This is a genomic window from Vibrio sp. Vb0888 (assembly GCF_033338835.1).
Classification (GTDB): Bacteria; Pseudomonadota; Gammaproteobacteria; order Enterobacterales; family Vibrionaceae; genus Vibrio; species Vibrio alginolyticus.
In genome coordinates, this window is record NZ_JAWOTL010000001.1 from 704,581 (window position 1) to 725,400 (window position 20,820).

The following is a 20,820-nucleotide window of genomic DNA, read 5'->3' on the forward strand; positions in this document are numbered from 1 at the left end:
ACTATTATTTACTACAAGTGGCAATAGTGGGTAAAATGCCCAAAATTGCGCACTAACTGGATGAAACATGGCAAAACTTACCCTTCAAGAACAAATGCTGAAAGCTGGCTTAGTTAATGAAAAGAAACTAAAGAAAGCGAAGAAAGGCTCAAAAAAATCACGCGTTCAAGCACGCGAAGTAAAAGCGGCGGTTGAAGAGAATAAACGCCAACAGTTAGAGCGTGATAAACAATTGAGCGAGCAGCAAAATGCTGAGCGATTAAACAAAGAGATCAAAGCGCAGATCAATCAATTGATTGAGATGAACAAGATCGACTTAAAAGATGGCGACATCAAATACAACTTCACTCACGGTACGCTAGTGAAATCACTTTATGTAGATTCACTTATCCGCGAGCAGTTGATCAAAGGTATTTTGGCAATCGCAATTTTTGGTGAAAGCTATGTTGTCATTCCACGTGGAGTAGCGAATAAAATTGCTCAACGTGATGAGTCCGTCATCATCGAACAAAAAGAACCTGAATCGGACATTCCAGCAGAAGACGATCCATACGCAGATTTCGTCGTGCCTGACGATTTGATGTGGTAACAATAAATAATCGATGCATCAACGAAAAGAGCCGCTGATGTAACATCAGCGGCTCTTTTTATAGAAAAATAATCTACGGAGATGATGTGTTGTTATTGCTTACTTAGTAGCAAATTCGCACCTGATGCGGCTAAAAACAACGAACATCCGCGATTGAAACGTTTCGCCATTTTTGGATTTGAAAACCAGTGCCTCAAGTACAAACCAAAGATGGCATAGATTGAAATGGCGACCATTTCTAATATCAAAAACGTCGAGCCAAGGGCAAAAAACTGCTCTTGAACGTTGGCATTGGCATCAACAAATTGCGGCAAGAATGCAGTAAAAATAAGTATCGCTTTCGGGTTGCCAGCAGCAAGCGTAAATTCTTGCTTCGCAAGTCCTGCGTAATTGCGCGAATTGTCCAAGTCAGAGATCGGGCTGGACTCTGAACGCCAAAGGTTAAACGCAATCCACAGTAGATACAGCGCTCCTACCAACTTTATTGCCAAAAATAGCATTTCTGACGTATACAAAATCACAGCCAGACCTGATGCAGACAACGCAATCATCGCTGAAAAAGCAGCAATTCTGCCTAAACTGGCCGTAAACGCGGCCCTAAAGCCGTAACAACGCGCATTATTCATTGCCAATAAATTGTTTGGGCCTGGAGCCATATTTAGAGCGAAGCAAGCAGGAATAAAAAGGAGAAGCTGCCAAATATCCATAATAAAATGGTCTTAGTGAGTGATTTTGATCGGTACCCTAACATCTGTTAATAAAGTGAGTAAACCACAAACCGATCTTAAAGCAACTCAGCACCAAATCGTACCGTGCGAGCTTGAACTAACGTGCAGTTCGTTTCAGCCATCAGCTCCGCTAGGGTGATGTTTGGGTTTTGTCTCACCAAACGTATCAACTTCACGTCCAAAGGTTCCAATTTGTCTTGGTGAGCAAGTAGAGCTTGTTCGATCTTGTTGATCGCAAATCGCATCGTCTCTGCTTCTTCGTTTTTGAGATCCTCTAAAAACGCTTTTACATCCAAAGCCTCGCCCGAGATTTGCCAGTGACGAGATCGTCTAATTCGCTTAAGATCGCACTGTTTTTCTGCTGCGAGTGTTTTCGCTCGCTTGGCATGGTCGCCCCCAATACGGTGAATCAAGGATGGGAGCGAAATCGTAATCTTCGTCTCTTTCATGGCCTTTTCTTTCATCGCCTTAGCCCTCAACCACCGACACATTCTCGCCAACCCAAGCCAACAACTGTTTTGCCGCTTTGGATAACACCTGATTTTGACGCACGATGTAGCCGAAATCAGTGTTTGGAAAACTTGGCAAAGGCGTAACTTCTCGAGAAAGCTTTAATCTCGGATCGAGCGAAAAATCCGGCACAATAGCAGTCCCAAACCCCGCTTCCGCCCAGTCGATTTGTGCTTCCACACTGCCCACTTCCATCACGCGATGCTTAGGCAGATTTAGTTCAGGTAAAGACGCATCAATCAGCTCTCGGGTTCGAGTATCGTGCCCTAGCAGGATCAGCGTCTGGCTCTCTTTTCGATTGTCTTGCCACTCAAAAATGTTATCGCCAAACGCACACCAGTGAATTTGCGTGAGAGGCGTAAAATGCAGCGGTTGACTCTCTTTTTGTGCGATAACAAAGCCGATATCGGCACGCGCACTTTTCACCAAATCCACCGCTTGAGAAGATGTGGTATTGAACAATGCCAAGTCGATCCCCGGATATTCACTTTTGAACTGCTGAAATGGTTTGATAAGCAGTAAACGTGAAACAATATCGCTCGCCGCAATAGAAAGCGTCCCCTGCGTAAGATCGTTGATGGCATTGAGATCCGACTGACAAATTTGCAGCTCATTAAGCATCCGCTGCGCCGTAGCTAACAAACGCTTCCCCGCTTGCGTCAACTGCACGGGATTTCGCTCAATCAATTTCGTGCGCGTGGCTTGCTCCAACTGCTTGATATGCAAACTTACGTTCGGCTGCGTCATGTGCAGTTCCGTCGCTGTTTTACCAAAGTGTTTTACCTCTGCAAGAGTTACGAAGGTTCGCAGCCAGTTCAAATCTAACATTGCCAATTCCGATATGAAATTCTTATCAAGTTAATGAGTATAATTAATTTCTCTTATTATGGCGAACACCTTAAGATTTTTGCATCTGTTTTTGGAGATTAAATTATGTCGTCTATCGTTGTTGTGGGTGCAAACTGGGGTGATGAAGGCAAAGGCCGCATCGTTGACTTTTTGGCAGAGCAAGCTTCTGCGAGCATTCGTTTCCAAGGTGGTAACAACGCGGGTCACACCGTGGTTAACGATCTAGGTACGTTCAAGCTGCACCAGCTTCCAAGTGGCGTATTCAACCCTGACTGTTTGGCAGTGTTAGGTCCGGGTATGGTTATCAGCCCTGCGTTGCTGTCTCAGGAGATTGCGGAAGTTGAAGAAGCGGGCGTAAAAGTGAATATGTGCATCTCTGATCGCGCAACACTGTGTCTACCTCTACACGCACTAGAAGATACGCTAGAAGAACAACGTTTAGGCGACAAAGCATACGGTTCAACTCGTCAAGGTATTGCACCTGCTTACGGTGACCGCGTAATGAAGAAAGGCATCCTAGTTGGTTGGTTGAAGCAACCAGAAGTATTGGTTGAACGCCTTCAATTCATGATGGATTGGAAACTGCCGCAACTGCGTGCACTTTACCCGACGTTCGAGTTTGAACAAACCGCTGAAGAACTGGCGAACTGGCTGCTAGAAGTGTCTGCACCTTGGCGCGATTCAATTTGCAACGTAACGCTTCCTCTAAAAGAACTACAAGCGAAAGACAAAACTCTCTTGTTCGAAGCGCAGCTTGGCGCGGGTCGTGACCTTGTTTACGGTGAGTACCCTTGGACAACATCTTCTAATGTTGTATCAATGTACGCGGGTATCGGTAGTGGCCTTCCGGCACTTCGTCCTGAACGCGTTATTGCGGTTGCAAAAGCCTTCAGCTCATCAGTGGGTACTGGTACGTTGATCACTGCAATGGAAGAGCAAGACGCTTTCCGCGAACTTGCTGGCGAGTTCGGTGCAACTACGGGTCGTCCACGCGATATGGGCTACTTTGACGCAGTCGCTACGAAGAATGGCGTTGAACTGCAAGCCGCAACTGAAATTGCACTAACGAAAGTAGACTGTTTGACTGGCCTTAACGATCTGAAAATCTGTGTTGGCTACGAAGGCGACCACAGCGAAAACCCAATCTGGCCTCAAACTGCCTCTCTTGCGCCAATCTACGAGAAGATGGAAAGCTGGAGCGAGGACATCACAGGTTGTCGTAAGTTTGAAGAGCTTCCAGTAGCAGCACAGAAATACGTTCTACGCATTGAGGAACTGATGGGCGTACCAGTAAAAATGGTGTCTGTGGGTCCTGGTCGTGAACAAATGATTATGCGATAAGATGTGAATTAACACATCATTGGCAAGCGGCTTTTATCTGTTCCGGGGTAAAGCCGCTTTTTTTACACTGTAAACTTTGGAAAATTGCACGGCTAAATTCATGTTTAATAACCTCATCACGAGACTCCTACCTCCTTTATTTATAAATCAATAAATTATAGGACTTAACACGTTGTGCACGTTACTAGCACATCTCACTTGTTAAAGAAGCACGTTAATTAGGTTAACTGGTTGATTTGATATTCTTTAAGTGATTAGTTGATCACGATTTTCATATGCAATTTGTTGATCTTGTGCTCAAAAATTCTCCCGTTCTGTTTTTAGGATAGAGGTTGTTCCCCAACCAACATCTAACCTAAAAGCAGGTGATTCCCATGACAAAAAATCTTTTCCGCCTCAGTACGATAACCCTCGGTTTATGCATCAGTTCGTTCTCTTTTGCGCAATCCGATCTTCCGAACATTAAAATTCTTGCCACTGGTGGCACCATAGCAGGCGCAGGTCAATCTGCAACAGAATCAAACTACACAGCAGGTAAAGTCGGCGTTGAATCATTGATTTCTGCGGTGCCGAGTATGACCAAGATTGCCGATATTTCTGGAGAGCAAGTGGTCAGTATCGGTTCACAAGATATGAATGATGAAGTGTGGCTAAAATTATCGAAAAGAGTTAATGAGCTACTCGATCAAGATGATGTTGACGGCATCGTCATTACTCATGGTACGGATACGTTAGAGGAAACCGCTTACTTCCTTGATCTGACCGTCAAGAGCAAAAAGCCTGTCGTGATCGTCGGTGCAATGCGTCCTTCCACCGCAATGAGTGCTGATGGACCAGTCAACTTATACAATGCAGTCGTAACAGCCACCGATGAAGATTCAGAAGGACGTGGCGTGCTAGTCGCAATGAATGACACGATTTTCGATGCGCGAGATGTGACAAAAACCAATACAACCTCCGTCAGCACTTTCCAGTCACCCAACTTTGGTGCTATCGGCTACATTCATAATAGCGATGCCAAATATCAACGAAGCCCAGAACGTAAACATACGACAGAAACCCCATTCGATGTATCAAAGCTTACTAAGTTGCCTAAGGTCGGTATTGTTTATAACTATGCAAATGCCTCCAGTTTGCCGGTGAAAGCCTTTGTGGATGCGAAGTTTGACGGCATCGTAAGTGCTGGTGTCGGTAATGGTAACTTGTACCACACTGTGTTTGATGAGCTAGAGAAAGCGAGTAAAGATGGCGTTGTTGTTGTAAGAAGCTCCCGAACGCCTAGCGGCTCAACGACTTTGGATGCTGAAATTGATGACGACAAATATGGCTTTGTTGCCGCAGGTACATTGAACCCACAAAAAGCACGTATCTTACTGATGCTGTCACTGACTCAGACGAAAAACTATCAAGACATCCAAAAGATGTTCCAATACTATTAATTCTGTCTAAGGCTCATTCGATAGAGGAGGTACACACCTTACCTCCTCTTACACATAGCGACATGAGCGTCTCTTGTTAGCCAAACAAGCGACGCTTCATTCCTGCTTTTTCCAGAATACGCGTAGTAATTTCCTCAACAGACAGAGAGGACGTATTGATATATGGGATCGCCTCTCTTCTAAACAACGCCTCAACAGTGTCTAGCTCCAGCTTGCACTGCTCTGTGCTAGCGTAATCACTTCCAGACAAACGATTTTCACGGATTTCAGTCAAGCGCTCGGGATCGATCGTCAGCCCAAACAACTTATGACGATGGATCTCAAACTCAGGCAACAAACGCATCATCTTCACATCTTCCGCAATGAACGGATAGTTCACAACACGTAAACCAAATTGCATCGCCATGTACAAGCTAGTCGGCGTTTTTCCGCTGCGCGATACTCCCAGCAGGATAATATCGGCTTGTTCCAACCCTTTTAGCGTGATGCCATCATCATGCGCCAATGTGTATTCAATAGCCGCAATACGGTCAAAATAGGTGTCGGAATCTTTCCCCACGCTGCGAGAACGCTGCAACTTAGGCTTTGGTGCCATCTGAATGTCGTCTTGCACTTTCTGCACAATACTCTCCAACACATCGTAACTGTATGCCGGCGCTTCAAGCAGCATTTCACGTACTTCTGGAACGACAATTGAGAAAAAGACCAGAGGTTTGACGCCATTGCGCTGGTAGGAAGTTTCAATTTCTTTGACTACGTCAGTAGCTTTGTCCTGGCTTTCTACAAACGGAAAGGTTTTTTCGTTAGGAATGAACGGAAATTGACCGAGAACAACATGCCCTAATGTCTCACATGTTATCGCCGTACCGTCAGAAACATAGAACACATCACGACTTTGGTTATTTATTTGCATTTCTGTTTAATTTTTCAAAATCTTTTGAGTAGGATGGTACACATAATATTAATAAATCAGTTTGGCTTTCAGTTAGGTTCACCACAGCTTTAAAAATTCTTTTGAATTTTTTTCAGCCAGAACGTAATCGTTTGCCTTTGATATCAATCTAAATGAAGCAATGTATGGTCAACGTGTAATAACAGCCAACATGCGATTGTTTAGATCGATTTAAGTCCCCCTACTAAGCTGCAATGTTTCTGGAGAAAGACATGCAAAAGAACACCCTCTGGTTCAATGGCCTATCCATGGATGATGTCGACAAAGTCGGCGGTAAGAATGCTTCACTTGGCGAAATGGTTTCTAACCTAGCAAACGCAGGCGTTTCTGTACCAAATGGTTTTGCGACAACCTCATACGCGTTTAACCAATTCCTTGACCACGAAGGTTTGGATGAGCGTATTCACCAATTACTCGATGAACTAGACGTTGAAGATGTAGAAGCTCTGCGTAAGACAGGTGCAAACATTCGTCAATGGGTATTAGAGGCCCCTTTCCCTGCGGACCTTGAACAAGAAATTCGTGAAAATTACCAAGAACTGATCGAAGGCAATCCTGAGCTTTCAGTCGCAGTTCGTTCATCTGCTACGGCAGAAGACCTACCTGATGCTTCTTTTGCTGGTCAGCAAGAAACGTTTTTGAACGTGAAAGGCATCGACGCAGTACTAGAAGCAACTAAGCACGTTTACGCTTCTCTATTTAACGACCGTGCGATTTCTTACCGCGTTCACCAAGGGTTCGACCACCGTGGCATCTCGCTATCTGCGGGTATCCAACGTATGGTGCGTTCAGATAAAGCCTCGTCGGGTGTTATGTTTACACTAGACACTGAATCGGGTTTCGACCAAGTTGTCTTCATCACCTCTTCATGGGGTCTAGGCGAGATGGTCGTTCAAGGTGCAGTAAACCCTGACGAGTTCTACGTTCACAAGCCAATGCTTGAAGCAGGCGAACACCCAATCGTTAAGAAAACATTTGGTTCTAAGTTGATCAAAATGATCTACTCAGATAACCAAGAAATCGGCAAACAAGTTGATATCGTTGATACTTCTGATGAAGAGCGCAACACGTTCTCATTGAACGACGACGAGATCAAAGAGCTCGCAAAACAAGCAATGATCATCGAAAAGCACTATCAGCGTCCAATGGACATTGAATGGGCAAAAGATGGCATTGATGGCAAGCTGTACATTGTTCAAGCGCGTCCTGAAACCGTATGTTCACAAACGGAACAAAACGTGATTGAGCGCTACGAGCTACAAAACAAAGCGGATGTTTTGGTTGAAGGTCGTGCAATCGGTCAGCGCATCGGTAAAGGCGTGGTTCGCTTGGTTGACTCTCTGGACCAAATGTCTTTAGTCCAAGAAGGTGACGTGCTAGTTACAGACATGACTGACCCAGATTGGGAACCAGTGATGAAAAAAGCATCTGCAATCGTAACCAACCGTGGTGGCCGTACTTGCCACGCTGCCATCATCGCTCGTGAGCTTGGTATTCCTGCAATCGTTGGCTGTGGCGATGCGACAAGCAAGTTAACCGATGGCGCAACCGTGACCGTATCTTGTTCAGAAGGTGAAACGGGCTACGTTTACCAAGGTGAACTTGAGTTTGACGTAAAACGCTCTTCTGTTGATGAACTGCCACTGCTACCAACAAAAGTGATGATGAACGTGGGTAACCCTGATCGCGCGTTTGACTTCGCACAAATTCCAAATGAAGGTGTTGGTCTTGCTCGTCTTGAATTCATCATCAATAAGATGATTGGTATCCACCCGAAAGCATTACTTAACTTTGATGCACAAAGCGATGAGCTAAAAGCAGAAATCACTCAGCGTATTCGTGGTTACAAAGATCCTATCGATTTCTACGTAAGCAAGCTGACAGAAGGTATCGCAACCATTGCTGCGGCATTTTGGCCGAAACGCGTTATTGTTCGTATGTCTGACTTTAAGTCTAACGAATACAGCAACTTGGTTGGCGGTAAAGCATACGAACCGCATGAAGAAAACCCAATGCTTGGCTTCCGTGGCGCGTCTCGTTACATTTCTCCAGTGTTTGAAGACTGCTTCGAGCTAGAAACTCAAGCAATCAAACGCGTTCGTAACGAAATGGGTCTGAAAAACGTTGAAATCATGATCCCATTTGTTCGTACACCAAGCGAAGCAGCATCAGTGATTGATTTGCTAGCGAAGTTTGATCTGCGCCGTGGCGATCAGGGTCTTAAAGTCATCATGATGTGCGAACTGCCATCCAACGCGGTCCTTGCCGATGAGTTCTTGAAGTACTTTGATGGCTTCTCGATTGGCTCAAACGACATGACTCAGCTAACGCTTGGTCTTGACCGTGACTCTGGCGATGTCGCACATCTATTTGATGAGCGCAACCCAGCGGTTAAGGTGATGCTTCAAATGGCGATTGATGCGGCAACAAAAGCAGGCAAATACGTTGGTATTTGTGGTCAAGGCCCATCAGACCACGACGACTTAGCGGAATGGCTAATGGATCAAGGTATTAGCTCTGTATCACTAAACCCAGATACGGTTATCGATACTTGGTTAAAACTCGGTAAAGTTAGCAGCAAGTAACACACGATAAACTCTAGCCCTCACACTCCCCTTGTGAGGGCTTTGTTATTCACACGTCATTTCACAATCAGTTCGTGATTCCTCTCTCAAGTTCGTCATTTAGTCAATTTCATTATCAAAGTCTGATGACCTAAAATGAATGGTATATCGATAACTCCAGAGAGAATTTGATGAAAAAGCCTATCGCACTCCTTACTACATTGATGCTCCTGGCATCCCCTGCTTATGCCGATTGGGATGAAATTTCCAATAAAATGTCTGAGCTTGGCGACGCAGTTTCTGATACTGCACAAGATGCTTGGGACGACACCAAAGCGTTTTCAAAACAAGCGTGGCAAGATTTCACGAACTGGTCCGAGGAAGCGATCAATACCGCAGGCGAATGGACGGAAGCCAGCATCGAGAAAAGCAAAGAATGGATAGATGCTGCCGACAAAAAAATTGATGAGCTGATGGAAGGCGATACGCCAGAAGAAGCTCGCCAAGCCGTGGACTTAATGGCAGATAGCGCTTTGCTCAAGTTATTTAATGAAAAGCCGGAGGCAAAAGCTATTTACGACAACGCGTACGGCTACGCGGTCTTTGATTCTCGTAAATTATCTTTGCTGTTTCACACCAACTCAGGGTCAGGAGTCGCAGTGAATAAGGAAACAGAAGAACGCACTTATATGAATATGTTTGGTTTGGGCGTTGCACTTGGGGCTGGCGGCAAATTTTACCAACAAGTGGTTCTGTTTGAGAGCAAAGAAGACTTTGATACGTTCGTCAACGAAGGATGGGAGGCCACAAGTGAAGCCTCTGCTGTTGCGGGCGAAGATTCAGAGCAACTTTCAAAACAATTTAACAGCGGCGTCGCCGTCTATCAGTTGAACGCTAAAGGTTTGCTCATCGATGCTAACGTGTCTGGTTCTAAATATTGGGTTAACGAAGAGCTCACTAACTCGCAGTAATGCATAGCAACTAATCGCTTAAATAAAACCGTTGTTATGCACCCTTATCAATAAGTTAACGGGGATATGATTCCTCAAAACTGAGCACTTACGCAACTTTCTCTATGGAAGTCACCAGAAGATGGCGACTTCCCTTTCTCGTTGGATTGCTTTTGGTTATGCTTGCGCAAAACCACCTGCAATTCGGTATCCCATGCCTGACAATAACTTTAATAATCTGCTAGCAGAAGCAATTTCTGCTCTTAACACGCCTAACTTTACTCCTAAACTTATGCGTGTCATTCGCACTCTTTTTCATTTTGATTGCGCAGTTATTTTAGGTTACCGAGAAGGTAAACATCCTATTTATCTCTACGACTCAATTGAGAACGAGCGAGAGTTACTTTTTCAACGCTACCTTACTGACTCATTTCAAAATGACCCTTTTTTTCTCAAACTAAACGAGACAAAGCAACAAGGCGTATTTACGCTCAAAGACGTGGCGCGTAAAGGCGTTGACTTCACCTCATACTGCGAGCAGTTCTATCATCAAACAGGGTGGAAAGACGAGCTTAGCATGCTAGTCGAAGTTGAATCTGGCCGTTGGGTCATGCTGTACTTCGGATATATGACTGATGGAAAATACTTTTCTCAGCCACAAATCAATAAGCTAAAGCCCTATTTCCCGATAATTCAGTCGCTTTGTCAGCAGCATTGGAAACAAACGGAATTTACCTTTTCTGAGCCTGTTTTTGCACAGAGTGCTTATTCTGGCAGTATGCGATTAGCCATTGAGCAAGCTTTAGCAACGTTTGGCGTAGAATCACTCACCCGTCGCGAACAAGAGGTGGCTTCGCTTCTCGCTCAAGGGTTTGACACCAAAGAAATTGCCGCGCGGTTACACTTAGTTCAAGGCACGGTCAAAAATCATCGAAAGCGAATTTACTCGCAATTAAATGTGTCTTCATTGAGTGAGTTATTCCAGCTTTTCCTCAATCACCTCATTCTCCATTCAAGATAAAAAACTGTCCCTTAAGGGATATATCGAGAAAAGGTGTCGCGTTTTAGTCTGAATGTAACAACCACTAAAACAGACAAAAAGAATGACAACACCATTACTGCAAGATTTACAAGATCGTGGCTTGATTGCACAAGCCAGCGATTTGGAAGAAATTCAGACACTTCTCTCACAGCCACAAACCGTTTACTGCGGCTTCGATCCTACAGCTGGCAGCTTGCATATCGGCCACCTCGTGCCTTTGATTATGCTTAAGCGCTTTCAAGATGCCGGACACCAAGCTGTTGCCTTGATTGGCGGTGCAACGGGCATGATTGGCGACCCAAGCTTTAAAGCGACTGAGCGCAGTCTGAACTCAGAGGAAATCGTCTCAGGCTGGGTTAACGATCTTTCTAATCAAATTCAGCAGTTGATGAACCTCCAACTGACCAAGCCGATGATCATGGTGAACAACGCTGACTGGATGAAAGCGATCAATGTGATCGACTTCTTCCGCGATGTGGGTAAGCACTTCTCGATCAATACTATGGTCAACCGAGACTCGGTAAAACAACGCCTGCAACGACCTGACCAAGGTATCTCCTTCACCGAATTTAGCTACGCCCTACTGCAATCGTACGATTTTGCCGAGCTAAACCGTCGATACGGTTGCCGTTTGCAAATCGGTGGCAATGACCAATGGGGAAACATCGTCAGCGGGATCGATTTAACTCGCCGTCAAAATGGTGAGCAAGTATTTGGCTTAACTCTGCCGCTGATCACCAAATCCGATGGTACCAAATTTGGCAAAACCGAAGGCGGCGCAGTATGGCTAGATCCTAGCAAAACCTCTCCTTACGCGTTCTACCAGTTCTGGCTTGGCGCAGAAGACGCCGACGTTTACCACTTCCTGCGTTACTACACGTTCTTGAGCTGCGAAGAAATTGCCAGCATTGAGGCGCAAGACCAAACAAGCCAAGGTAAACCGCAAGCACAACGTATTCTCGCTGAGGAAATGACGCGATTTGTTCATGGCGAAGAAGGCCTAGCTAGCGCCGAGCGCATCACTCAAGCTTTATTCAGCGGTAATGTGCAACAACTGAGTTTGGGTGAATTAAAACAATTGGAGTTGGATGGTTTACCAAGCATTGAGAGCGCACAACAAGATTTGGTTGAGCTGTTGGTTGAGTCGGGTTTAGCAAGTTCGAAGCGTGTTGCACGCGAACACATCAGCAACAACGCCATTAGTGTAAACGGTGAAAAAGTGTCGGCTGATAACCCAAGTTTGAGCTTCCCACTGTTCGATCAATACTGGTTACTGCAACGCGGTAAAAAGCACTTCTGCCTCGTAAAGCGTGCCGCGTAGTAACACTCGCAGTACAAAGCCTGTAAAAAATTCTCCTCACCACTTTCGTGATGAGGGGAATCCAAATTTGAACGATTTTAAGCCTAAAAATAGGTAAAGACGTCGCTTATTGCGTTCTTAAACGTTGCCAGTACTTTTCGTAAATCGCTAACGTTTCTGCGCCAACATCATTAATGAACTCGCCTTTTTTCATGTCTTCTGATGAAGGGAAAATAGTACGGTTGTTTTTCAACTCTTCTGGCAATTTGTCACGCCCAGCGTTTGTTGCCGACGCATAACCCAAACTGGTCACGATTTCCGCTTGGTTCTCTGATTGGTACATAAAGTTAATAAATTTATGCGCCAATGCTTTGTTTTTACTGCCAGACGGAATAGTGAAGTTGTCCATCCACAATACCGCGCCCTCTTCCGGCATCACGAACTTCAGCTCAGGCATTTCAACCTGCCCTTGGAATGCGTTGCCGTTCCATTGCATGCCGACCGATGTTTCACCGGACACGTAAGGGACTTGAGGTGCATCTGAGTTGTACAGCAATACGTTATTTTTCAGTGCCACTAAAGAATCGAAAGCCTGTTTGATTTCTGCTTCGTCTTTGGTGTTCACACTATGGCCATTTTTCTTCAGCGCCATACCGAACACATCGCGAACGTCATCAATCAGCATGACTTGTTGTTCGTATTGTGACTCCCATAAGTCAGCCCATTTTGTCACTGGTTGCTCAACCATGGATTCATTGTAGCTGATCCCGGTAATGCCCCAAATATAAGGCAATGAGTAATCATTTTTCGGATCGTGCGCTTGGCCAAGTAAGCCGTCCATTGTGTCTTGCATGTTTGGCACTTGAGCGTGATCTATTTTCGAAAGCAGTCCTTCTCGACCCATTTTTTCAATGAAGTACGCAGAAGCAAAAACCACATCGTAACCAGAACCTTTTAGCAATTTTAGCTTGGTATACATTGATTCATTATTCTCAAAGGTCGAATAATTAATCGTAACGCCTTCTTGTTTTTCAAACGCTTTTAACGATGCTTCCGGCAAATAGCCACCCCATGCATAAACGTTCAACGTTTTGCTATCTGCATGAGCAAACATGCTGAGCACAAGAGCACTCAGCCCCAATCCTTTGATGATTAATTTCATGGTATGCAATCCAACCAGTCCAGCGACGCGCTGGGATTCGGGTGCATAATTAGGTAATTGTTACCCAATTGAAAGAAAATTTAATTAATCTTTAACAGCAAAAATATTTATCGAATTTATAAAATTAACGCATGTTTTTAATAGCGACTGTGCATACCAAAATGATGAGACATTCCATCTTCCATTCGACCTCCTTTCCAGCCACCAGAGCCGAGTAAATTAAACACATCTTGAGCGGTATAATCGACACCAGCGAAGAAGTCATGCGCTACATCAGAGCGGATGGCTTGCAACTCTGGTTGATTTTCCAAATCAAGATCTTGCGGATTCGCATACAACGCCAACGCAATTTTTTGTTGGCACGCGCTTAACTCGCTGGTGCTCGTCTTTACCTGACCAACCGAAAAGTACTCACGACTGCCGTATCCCACCACCAATCTGGTACTCATTAGTTTAATCACTTTCTTAATGCGGCGACGTTGTATAAATCTCAACATGTTTTGTTATTCCTGTATTAAGTTGGCTATGGTCGTATTCTTTTGTTCGAATTAAAACACTCTGTTTTATCCGCGAAATTTCTCTAGCGCTTTTCGCGATGATCGGTTGTATAATACGATCCTGAAATATTTTGTTACGTTACCTCGGTAACCCCTGAGACTGCAACATGAACAACAGCAGATGGGTCGGCTTTATAGGCGGCACGATTGTCTTACTTAGTACCTTTATCCTCTTTGGATCTTCCGTCCACTCTGCTTGGTACCGAATCCCTGCGGAAGCCATTCATGGTATCGCCTTCACTCTGGCTTTTGGTTTAGGGTTAAACAGCCTACTGGCGTACGCGACGGCAATGATTACTCTTGCTGCACTATTCTACATTGGCTTTGTCGTTAGCTATCGGGTCCATCAGAAACTTAAATAGTCTTCTGTCTCAACCTGAGCTTAATAACGGATACTTGGTAACTAAAAAGGGAGCAAACGCTCCCTTTTTAGTTGTCAGCATGTAGATGTTCTATACCCGCTTTAATCATTAAGGTGGTATACCCTCAACGACTGCTGCATACCTGAAACATCATCACCTAAATACTCAACCGTCATTGGAACGTTGACCAACAGAGTAAAACTGGAGTCACTGAACCTTCCATCAGCATCACTCTCCAAATGAACAAAAAACGCAGGCTTATCCGCAATCAATGTAATTCGCCTCCCTTCAATAGAGACATCTATATTGGCTTTCGCTATCGGCAAGGTTTTTAGCTCGTGAGTACTAAACCATGTGTTGCTTATTCTGTCTTCACCGATTTGCGCTTCAACATAGAAGAAGCCTGACGTAAGTTCATCCTTCTCGATCAATTCATCCAACTGCCACAAAATCGTATTGCTGTCTGCTATGACTGTTTGTTCTAAGCTCCAACATTGCTTTTCTTCCCCTTGCCAATCTACCCACTTGAGCAATGCGTTGACGCTTGCGGACTCTTTCGCATCATTGAGCAAATGTAGGCTCAACTTGCCTGTATGCTCGGAAAATACCAAATACTGCGGCGCAAAAAAGCGTTTTGCATGGTAGTGCAACTGCTTCCATCGACCACTGTATTCCAAACTAGACCAAGAGCTGACAGGCCAGTTATCGTTGAGTTGCCAGTACAGCATGCCGCGACAAACTGGAGAAATGGCACGCCAATGATCGCATGCAGTTTTGATCGCGATTGCCTGCTGAACTTGACTTAAATACAGCATGCTCTCAAATCCAGAGGGAAAACGAAAATAGCGCGTGAACATCTCTGTGATAATACTATTACCACGCGGGTTCTTCTGATGTTGTTCGAAAGTTGGGGATGTAATATTCCAGTCTTGCTCAGGGACAAACCGCTTAACTTCAGCAAAAGATGGCCAAGATTGAAAACCAAACTCAGAGCAAAAACGAGGATTCACGTCAAGGTAGGCACTGAATGATTTTCCTGAATGCCAAACGTCCCAAAAGTGCATATCGCCTTTACTATCATCATGCCACGCATCACCGAAATCCAGTTCACCATTACATGGGGAACTTGGCCAGAAACGGCGAGTGCTATCTTGCTCGGTAATCTCCTTCTCAATCATGCGGTTGAGGCGATCGTAGTTAACCGTGTATTTGACTTTACTGCGCTTAGATTCGTCATACCAACCAATAGCTCCAATCACTTCATTGTCACCACACCAAAGTGCGATTGATGGGTGCTCCTTGAGCCTCGGGATTTGGAATCTAAGTTCTTCTTCTACCTCTTTTAAAAACTCGTCGTTTGATGGGTACAACGAGCAGGCGAACATCATGTCTTGCCACACCAACAAGCCAAGTTCATCACAAAGGTTATAAAAGATTTCACTCTCGTACTGACCACCGCCCCATACGCGAATCATGTTCATGTTGGCGTCAACCGCACTTTGCAAAAGGTTGCGATAACGTGTTTCGCACTCTCGCCCCGGCATTGCGTCAATAGGGATCCAGTTGGCACCTTTAGCATTAATCGGTACGCCATTGACGATAAATTCCATTGCAGAGCCGTGCTCATCAGCTTGATTATTTAGAGTTAGCTGACGCAAACCAATGTTGTGCGTTAACTTTTGCTCTCTGCAAGAAATGGTAATGGGATAGAGATACGCTTCGCCATAACCCGATGGCCACCAGCGTTGAGGCTCCAAAATGTGGAACTGGCAATGATAGTGACCACTTCCTTTTGTTTGAATACATTGACGCTCACCATTAAATTCAACCATCATTTCATGGCGTTGACTGTCCGTTTCCACTTCAACTACTACATCAAGAAACACACTCCCATCGGCTTGCCATTGCTGCTCTGTCGAGAAGCCTTTGAGCCAAAGCTCATTCACAATGTCGATTTGAATGGGGTCGTAAATACCCGATACCATCAAGCAAATGCCCCAGTCCCATCCGGAATGGCACTGTGTTTTGCGGATCAAGTTCATGTGTGGAATTTGGTTGTTGCCCATTGCCGATGGAATAGGAAATGGCAGTTTTTTTGCTCTTGCGATACCTTCTAAATCCACCCGAGCAAACTCAACCCGAATCGTGTTAGTACCTTGCTTTAAATGCGGTTTAATATCCACACGTTGCTGGGTAAACATGTTGCTGCAAGTTTGTGCTAACTCACCATTAACATAGAAGGTTGCCAATGTATCGACACGAGTTAGCGTCATCCAAATTTGCTTGGCAGACAACGTAAACGCGTCGACGTCAAACTCACGTGAGATATGCCACTCACACTCTTCAATCCATCGAACTTTGTTTTCATTATCGGCAAAATAAGGATCTGGAATCTGCTCTGTTTGTAAAAGCGCCGACACATTATCGCCCGGAATAAACATTGGAATTTCAAGATTGGGACGCTGTGGCGAGGTAAGCATCCACTGCCCGTTAAGTTCGAAGTGAGCCATCGAGTTAAACCTTAGCTTGGGAAAAACATGTTTTCTCAATGTAATCCTGACAATCCCATGCAAAAACAAGGGAAATGTTAATTACATACGAAATGCGGTGCATTTCACGTAAAAACTCTTTCTTTTGATCTCTACCCAAAAATCAGCAACTTGGCTAACCTGTTAAAAATTAATCGAAATCTAAGGTTATATTTGCAACTTCGACATGTTAACATCATCAGCTTTTTGAACATCCTCACACTTTTCGTTGAAACGATGTGAGGGGAAATGCACGGCTTCATAGCCCTAAAAAGCGAAGTAATTATGTCAAATATGACGAATGCCGCCTCCCACACAGCGCCTATTCAGGATGCTGACTATTCTGCTATTCATCCCCCATCTTTACTCAAGCGCCTCGAACTCACCAATCCTGTCTTTTGGTTAAGTGGTAGCTTCCTCACTCTATTCGTTTTACTTGCTCTAACGAATACCGACTCTCTAACCGCAATGGTTAACACCGGCTTCGGCTTTGCTACTAAATATTTCGGAGCTTACTGGCAAGTACTGCTTCTTCTGAATTTCCTAATTGGTTTGGCTCTTGCGTTTGGTCGCACTGGTTATGTGCGCCTAGGTGGTCTAGCGAAACCTGATATTGATAACTTTAAGTGGTTGTCAATCGTACTCTGTACTCTACTTGCAGGTGGTGGTGTGTTCTGGGCCGCAGCTGAGCCTATCGCGCACTTTGTGACTGCTCCGCCTCTATACGGGGAAGCCTCACCGAAAACTGCCGCAATCAATGCCCTATCTCAGTCTTTTATGCACTGGGGCTTCTTAGCTTGGGCGATCCTTGGTGGTCTATCTTCCATTGTCTTAATGCACTTGCATTACGATAAAGGCCTGCCTCTTAAGCCGCGTACTCTGCTTTACCCTGTTTTTGGTGATAAAGCCATTAAAGGCTGGATTGGTGATGTTGCTGACGCATGTAGCATCATTGCAGTAGCAGCAGGAACCATCGGTCCTATCGGCTTCTTAGGTTTACAAATTAGCTACGCGCTAAACTCATTGTTTGGCCTGCCAGATACGTTCGTAACGCAAAGCATGGTTATCATGGCGGCGATCCTGATGTATACCCTTTCCGCACTGAGCGGTTTGAGCAAGGGTATTCAAATCGTCAGTCGTTACAACATCATTTTGTCTGTACTATTAATTGGTTACATCCTGTTCTTCGGGCCGACAAGCTTTATCGTTGATGGCTACGTGCAAGGCGTTGGTCGTATGGTGGATAACTTCTTCCCTATGGCACTTTACCGTGGTGATACAGGCTGGCTAAGTTGGTGGACAGTATTCTTCTGGGGTTGGTTTATCGGTTATGGCCCAATGATGGCGATCTTTATTGCTCGTATCTCTCGTGGTCGTACAATTCGCCAATTAATCATGTCTATTAGCATCGCGGCACCGCTGATTACTTGCTTCTGGTTTAGTATCGTTGGTGGCAGTGGCCTTGCGTTTGAACTTGATAACCCTGGTTTGATTTCATCTGCGTTTGAAGGCTTTAACTTGCCTGCAGCACTGCTAGCGATTACTGGTGAATTACCTTACCCAATGATCATTTCGGTTCTGTTCCTGATCTTAACGACAACATTTATCGTGACGACGGGTGACTCGATGACTTACACAATCAGTGTAGTGATGACGGGCTCAACAGAACCAAACGCAGTGATTCGCTCGTTCTGGGGTCTGATTATGGGTATTGTCGCTATTGCGCTCATCTCAATGGGCTCTGGTGGTATTTCTGCATTGCAGTCTTTCATTGTAATTACTGCCGTACCTGTGTCTTTCATTTTGCTGCCAAGCATTTGGAAAGCACCCGGCATTGCAAGCAGAATGGCGAAAGAGCAAGGCCTCGTTTAAACCGCCTCTCTAACCAATATGCGAAAAAGAGCCCTTCATTGGGCTCTTTTTAATTCTGCGCTTTATCCTACGCTATCAATGCGAATCATCACTGCGTCTGGACGCCAATACTCGAATTCGCAGTCCATTAAATGCCCATCTTGTTTGTAGTTTACCCGCCGAATTTTCAGAACGGGTTGTCCTTCAGCTAGGTTCAACGCCTTAGCGACATGAGCAGGAGCTGACGTGGGAATCACATCAAAACGAGAGCGCTTTGTCTCGTAACCATACTTCTCACGATAAATGCCTGTCAGGGACATGGTGAGGTTCTCAGACAATATACCCTCAAACAGTGCCGCTTTGAGCACGTTCTCAACAAACAATACCGCTCGCCCATCAATAAAACGTAACCGTTCAATTACATAAATTGGGGTAATTCGCTCAACCTCTAACGATTTGGCATACTCACCTGCGGCCATTTCACTTCGCACGTTGAGTAGCTTAGTTTCTGCAATACGATGCTGCTCTCGAATCATCTGATGGAAGTGAGAACGAGACAACGGGTTGTAACAGATACGCTCAGGAGATACATACCAACCCCGGCGCTCTTCTCGATAAATAAGACCTTCCGTTTCCAAAGACACCAACGCATCTTTGATAGTGATTCGAGTCGTAGAAAACAGCTCACTGAGCTCTCTCTCTGACGGCAGTTTTTGTCCTTCCGACATGATGCCGGAAAGAATCTGCTGTTTTAAGCTGCTTCTAATTTTTCCTAATTGGGTACCAAATTGTCCGGTGCCTGTCGCTCTCATTCTGATCTAGTCCAACGATAATTTGACGAATAACATAAGGCGTTTACGTAACAAAAATATGACATTAATCAACAGAACACATACTGAACGTATGAAATATAAGTGCCATATAAAATCAGCAAAACTGTCAAATTACTTGCGCTAAATCGTCACATTCCATCCATAGCATACAAAGCGAACTTACTGACCTAGTCCAGAAGGATGGAGACAATGAAAACTTTGCTAAGTCGTTCAATTACCGCACCAGCGGCAATCATTGCGGTAACGCTCGCTACGCCAACAGTAGCGAAAGAAGCCGATATTGAATCTTTGGTAGCTGCAGCACAAAAAGAAGGGGCGGTTTACAGTGTGGGTATGCCTGACAGTTGGGCAAACTGGAAAGACACTTGGGCTGATTTAAAGTCAAATTACAACCTTAAGCACCAAGACACGGATATGAGCTCGGCTCAAGAAATCGCAAAATTCGAAGCTGAGAAGAAAAACGCGACCGCAGACATTGGTGACGTAGGCTTTGCCTTCGCACGTGTAGCGGTTAAAAAAGGCGTCACTCAGCCATATAAACCAACAACTTGGAATGACATCCCAGATTGGGCAAAAGACGAAGATGGTCATTGGGCACTTGCTTACACTGGCACTATTTCTTTTATCTCCAACAATAACCTCGTAAAAGACGCGCCAAAAACGTGGGATGACCTATTAAAAGGCGACTACAAAGTGACCGTAGGTGACGTAGGCGTAGCAGCACAGGCAAACAACGCGGTTCTCGCCGCAGCGTTCGCCAACGGTGGGGACGAATCCAACCTCAAGCCTGCGCTCAAATTCTTTTCTGAACTCGCGAAGCAAGGTCGTCTTTCATTTACCGATCCGAACATCGCCAACCTAGAAAAAGGCGAAGTGGAAGTGGCGATCATGTGGGACTTCAATGCATTGAACTACCGCGACAAAATTGACCGCGACCGCTTTACAGTGAGCATTCCTCAAGATGGCTCTGTGATTTCTGGTTATACAACCATAATCAATAAATACGCGAAGAACCCTAATGCAGCAAAGCTTGCTCGTGAATACATCTTCAGCGATCAAGGGCAAATCAACTTAGCAGAAGGTTATGCGCGTCCAATCCGCACCAACATCACACTGCCTCAAGCAGTGCAAGACAAGCTAATTGCTAATGACCAATACAGCAATGTTCACCCAGTGACTGACTTCTCAGCTTGGGAAAAGTCCGCACGTAAGCTGCCACGTCAATGGCAAGAAAGTGTCTTAATCCACCAGCAATAAGAGTAA

18 protein-coding genes are annotated in these 20,820 nt (G+C 45.0%); 10 read left to right on the top strand and 8 right to left on the bottom strand.

Annotated features, from left to right (window positions below):
• Positions 1 to 67: 67 nt before the first annotated feature.
• Positions 68 to 589, top strand: a complete 522-nt coding sequence (locus R7P72_RS03035) for a DUF2058 domain-containing protein (RefSeq protein ID WP_033906326.1) — start codon at positions 68 to 70, stop codon at positions 587 to 589.
• A 92-nt stretch (positions 590 to 681) separates the two neighbouring features.
• Here R7P72_RS03035 and R7P72_RS03040 read toward each other — a convergent pair whose 3' ends face one another.
• The 3 genes from R7P72_RS03040 to R7P72_RS03050 all read right to left on the bottom strand — a co-directional run bounded on the left by R7P72_RS03040 (position 682) and on the right by R7P72_RS03050 (position 2,655).
• Positions 682 to 1,296 carry a LysE family translocator gene (locus R7P72_RS03040; protein WP_017633575.1) on the bottom strand — a complete coding sequence of 205 codons (615 nt, stop codon included), beginning with the start codon at positions 1,294 to 1,296 and terminating at the stop codon, positions 682 to 684.
• Positions 1,297 to 1,373: 77 nt separating this feature from the next.
• Positions 1,374 to 1,766 (bottom strand): ribosome recycling factor family protein, encoded by a 393-nt coding sequence (locus R7P72_RS03045; RefSeq protein ID WP_213907143.1) that lies wholly within the window; start codon positions 1,764 to 1,766, stop codon positions 1,374 to 1,376.
• Between the two features lie 19 nt (positions 1,767 to 1,785).
• Positions 1,786 to 2,655: a LysR family transcriptional regulator gene (locus tag R7P72_RS03050; RefSeq protein ID WP_005373812.1), complete on the bottom strand. Its 870-nt coding sequence runs from the start codon at positions 2,653 to 2,655 to the stop codon at positions 1,786 to 1,788.
• 105 nt (positions 2,656 to 2,760) lie between these two features.
• Here R7P72_RS03050 and R7P72_RS03055 point away from each other — a divergent pair, with 105 nt between their 5' ends.
• Together R7P72_RS03055 and ansB are read left to right on the top strand one after the other, a co-directional pair.
• The gene (locus R7P72_RS03055; RefSeq protein WP_005373814.1) at positions 2,761 to 4,017 is read left to right on the top strand and encodes an adenylosuccinate synthase; all 1,257 of its coding nucleotides are present in this window, start codon (positions 2,761 to 2,763) and stop codon (positions 4,015 to 4,017) included.
• 374 nt (positions 4,018 to 4,391) lie between these two features.
• On the top strand, positions 4,392 to 5,456 hold the full coding sequence (gene ansB / locus R7P72_RS03060) for an L-asparaginase 2 (RefSeq protein ID WP_213869136.1): 1,065 nt from the start codon (positions 4,392 to 4,394) through the stop codon (positions 5,454 to 5,456).
• 76 nt (positions 5,457 to 5,532) lie between these two features.
• On the opposite strand, the gene R7P72_RS03065 is transcribed toward ansB, so the two are convergent.
• Entirely contained in the window at positions 5,533 to 6,369 is an 837-nt protein-coding gene (locus tag R7P72_RS03065; protein WP_005373820.1) for a pyruvate, water dikinase regulatory protein, read from the bottom strand.
• A gap of 251 nt (positions 6,370 to 6,620) precedes the next feature.
• Here R7P72_RS03065 and ppsA point away from each other — a divergent pair, with 251 nt between their 5' ends.
• The 4 genes from ppsA to tyrS all read left to right on the top strand — a co-directional run bounded on the left by ppsA (position 6,621) and on the right by tyrS (position 12,285).
• Positions 6,621 to 8,993 carry a phosphoenolpyruvate synthase gene (gene ppsA / locus R7P72_RS03070; protein ID WP_005373822.1) on the top strand — a complete coding sequence of 791 codons (2,373 nt, stop codon included), beginning with the start codon at positions 6,621 to 6,623 and terminating at the stop codon, positions 8,991 to 8,993.
• Positions 8,994 to 9,163: 170 nt separating this feature from the next.
• Positions 9,164 to 9,943, top strand: coding sequence for a hypothetical protein (locus R7P72_RS03075; protein WP_005373824.1), 780 nt, complete (start codon positions 9,164 to 9,166; stop codon positions 9,941 to 9,943).
• A gap of 193 nt (positions 9,944 to 10,136) precedes the next feature.
• The gene (locus R7P72_RS03080; protein WP_031778843.1) at positions 10,137 to 10,943 is read left to right on the top strand and encodes a response regulator transcription factor; all 807 of its coding nucleotides are present in this window, start codon (positions 10,137 to 10,139) and stop codon (positions 10,941 to 10,943) included.
• Positions 10,944 to 11,025: 82 nt separating this feature from the next.
• Positions 11,026 to 12,285, top strand: a complete 1,260-nt coding sequence (gene tyrS, locus R7P72_RS03085) for a tyrosine--tRNA ligase (protein WP_005373828.1) — start codon at positions 11,026 to 11,028, stop codon at positions 12,283 to 12,285.
• Positions 12,286 to 12,391: 106 nt separating this feature from the next.
• On the opposite strand, the gene R7P72_RS03090 is transcribed toward tyrS, so the two are convergent.
• Together R7P72_RS03090 and R7P72_RS03095 are read right to left on the bottom strand one after the other, a co-directional pair.
• Positions 12,392 to 13,426 carry a PotD/PotF family extracellular solute-binding protein gene (locus R7P72_RS03090; protein ID WP_005373831.1) on the bottom strand — a complete coding sequence of 345 codons (1,035 nt, stop codon included), beginning with the start codon at positions 13,424 to 13,426 and terminating at the stop codon, positions 12,392 to 12,394.
• A gap of 137 nt (positions 13,427 to 13,563) precedes the next feature.
• Positions 13,564 to 13,923, bottom strand: coding sequence for a DUF6559 family protein (locus tag R7P72_RS03095; RefSeq protein WP_213907142.1), 360 nt, complete (start codon positions 13,921 to 13,923; stop codon positions 13,564 to 13,566).
• Between the two features lie 167 nt (positions 13,924 to 14,090).
• Between R7P72_RS03095 and R7P72_RS03100 the strand changes: the two genes are divergently transcribed.
• On the top strand, positions 14,091 to 14,345 hold the full coding sequence (locus R7P72_RS03100) for a hypothetical protein (RefSeq protein ID WP_005373837.1): 255 nt from the start codon (positions 14,091 to 14,093) through the stop codon (positions 14,343 to 14,345).
• A 101-nt stretch (positions 14,346 to 14,446) separates the two neighbouring features.
• On the opposite strand, the gene R7P72_RS03105 is transcribed toward R7P72_RS03100, so the two are convergent.
• A complete protein-coding gene (locus R7P72_RS03105; protein WP_005373839.1) occupies positions 14,447 to 16,855 on the bottom strand; it encodes a beta-mannosidase in 2,409 nt (802 codons plus the stop codon).
• A gap of 303 nt (positions 16,856 to 17,158) precedes the next feature.
• On the opposite strand from R7P72_RS03105, the gene R7P72_RS03110 reads away from it, so the two are divergent.
• Complete coding sequence (locus R7P72_RS03110) at positions 17,159 to 18,745, top strand: BCCT family transporter (protein WP_005373846.1); 1,587 nt, start codon at positions 17,159 to 17,161, stop codon at positions 18,743 to 18,745.
• A 62-nt stretch (positions 18,746 to 18,807) separates the two neighbouring features.
• Here the strand turns inward: R7P72_RS03110 and R7P72_RS03115 are convergent, their stop codons facing one another.
• On the bottom strand, positions 18,808 to 19,536 hold the full coding sequence (locus tag R7P72_RS03115; protein ID WP_005387087.1) for a UTRA domain-containing protein: 729 nt from the start codon (positions 19,534 to 19,536) through the stop codon (positions 18,808 to 18,810).
• Between the two features lie 210 nt (positions 19,537 to 19,746).
• Here R7P72_RS03115 and R7P72_RS03120 point away from each other — a divergent pair, with 210 nt between their 5' ends.
• On the top strand, positions 19,747 to 20,814 hold the full coding sequence (locus R7P72_RS03120) for an ABC transporter substrate-binding protein (RefSeq protein WP_005373851.1): 1,068 nt from the start codon (positions 19,747 to 19,749) through the stop codon (positions 20,812 to 20,814).
• Positions 20,815 to 20,820 lie beyond the last annotated feature (6 nt).

Excerpts from the sequence above, each read along its gene's own strand:
- R7P72_RS03095 (WP_213907142.1), bottom strand. The coding sequence starts at position 13,923 with ATGTTGAGATTTATACAACGTCGCCGCATTAAGAAAGTGATTAAACTA.
- R7P72_RS03055 (WP_005373814.1), top strand. The coding sequence starts at position 2,761 with ATGTCGTCTATCGTTGTTGTGGGTGCAAACTGGGGTGATGAAGGCAAA.
- R7P72_RS03105 (WP_005373839.1), bottom strand. The coding sequence starts at position 16,855 with ATGGCTCACTTCGAACTTAACGGGCAGTGGATGCTTACCTCGCCACAG.
- R7P72_RS03050 (WP_005373812.1), bottom strand. The coding sequence starts at position 2,655 with ATGTTAGATTTGAACTGGCTGCGAACCTTCGTAACTCTTGCAGAGGTA.
- R7P72_RS03120 (WP_005373851.1), top strand. The coding sequence starts at position 19,747 with ATGAAAACTTTGCTAAGTCGTTCAATTACCGCACCAGCGGCAATCATT.
- R7P72_RS03035 (WP_033906326.1), top strand. The coding sequence starts at position 68 with ATGGCAAAACTTACCCTTCAAGAACAAATGCTGAAAGCTGGCTTAGTT.
- R7P72_RS03100 (WP_005373837.1), top strand. The coding sequence starts at position 14,091 with ATGAACAACAGCAGATGGGTCGGCTTTATAGGCGGCACGATTGTCTTA.
- ansB (WP_213869136.1), top strand. The coding sequence starts at position 4,392 with ATGACAAAAAATCTTTTCCGCCTCAGTACGATAACCCTCGGTTTATGC.
- R7P72_RS03040 (WP_017633575.1), bottom strand. The coding sequence starts at position 1,296 with ATGGATATTTGGCAGCTTCTCCTTTTTATTCCTGCTTGCTTCGCTCTA.
- tyrS (WP_005373828.1), top strand. The coding sequence starts at position 11,026 with ATGACAACACCATTACTGCAAGATTTACAAGATCGTGGCTTGATTGCA.
- R7P72_RS03065 (WP_005373820.1), bottom strand. The coding sequence starts at position 6,369 with ATGCAAATAAATAACCAAAGTCGTGATGTGTTCTATGTTTCTGACGGT.
- R7P72_RS03115 (WP_005387087.1), bottom strand. The coding sequence starts at position 19,536 with ATGAGAGCGACAGGCACCGGACAATTTGGTACCCAATTAGGAAAAATT.
- R7P72_RS03075 (WP_005373824.1), top strand. The coding sequence starts at position 9,164 with ATGAAAAAGCCTATCGCACTCCTTACTACATTGATGCTCCTGGCATCC.
- R7P72_RS03080 (WP_031778843.1), top strand. The coding sequence starts at position 10,137 with ATGCCTGACAATAACTTTAATAATCTGCTAGCAGAAGCAATTTCTGCT.
- R7P72_RS03110 (WP_005373846.1), top strand. The coding sequence starts at position 17,159 with ATGTCAAATATGACGAATGCCGCCTCCCACACAGCGCCTATTCAGGAT.
- R7P72_RS03090 (WP_005373831.1), bottom strand. The coding sequence starts at position 13,426 with ATGAAATTAATCATCAAAGGATTGGGGCTGAGTGCTCTTGTGCTCAGC.
- ppsA (WP_005373822.1), top strand. The coding sequence starts at position 6,621 with ATGCAAAAGAACACCCTCTGGTTCAATGGCCTATCCATGGATGATGTC.
- R7P72_RS03045 (WP_213907143.1), bottom strand. The coding sequence starts at position 1,766 with ATGAAAGAGACGAAGATTACGATTTCGCTCCCATCCTTGATTCACCGT.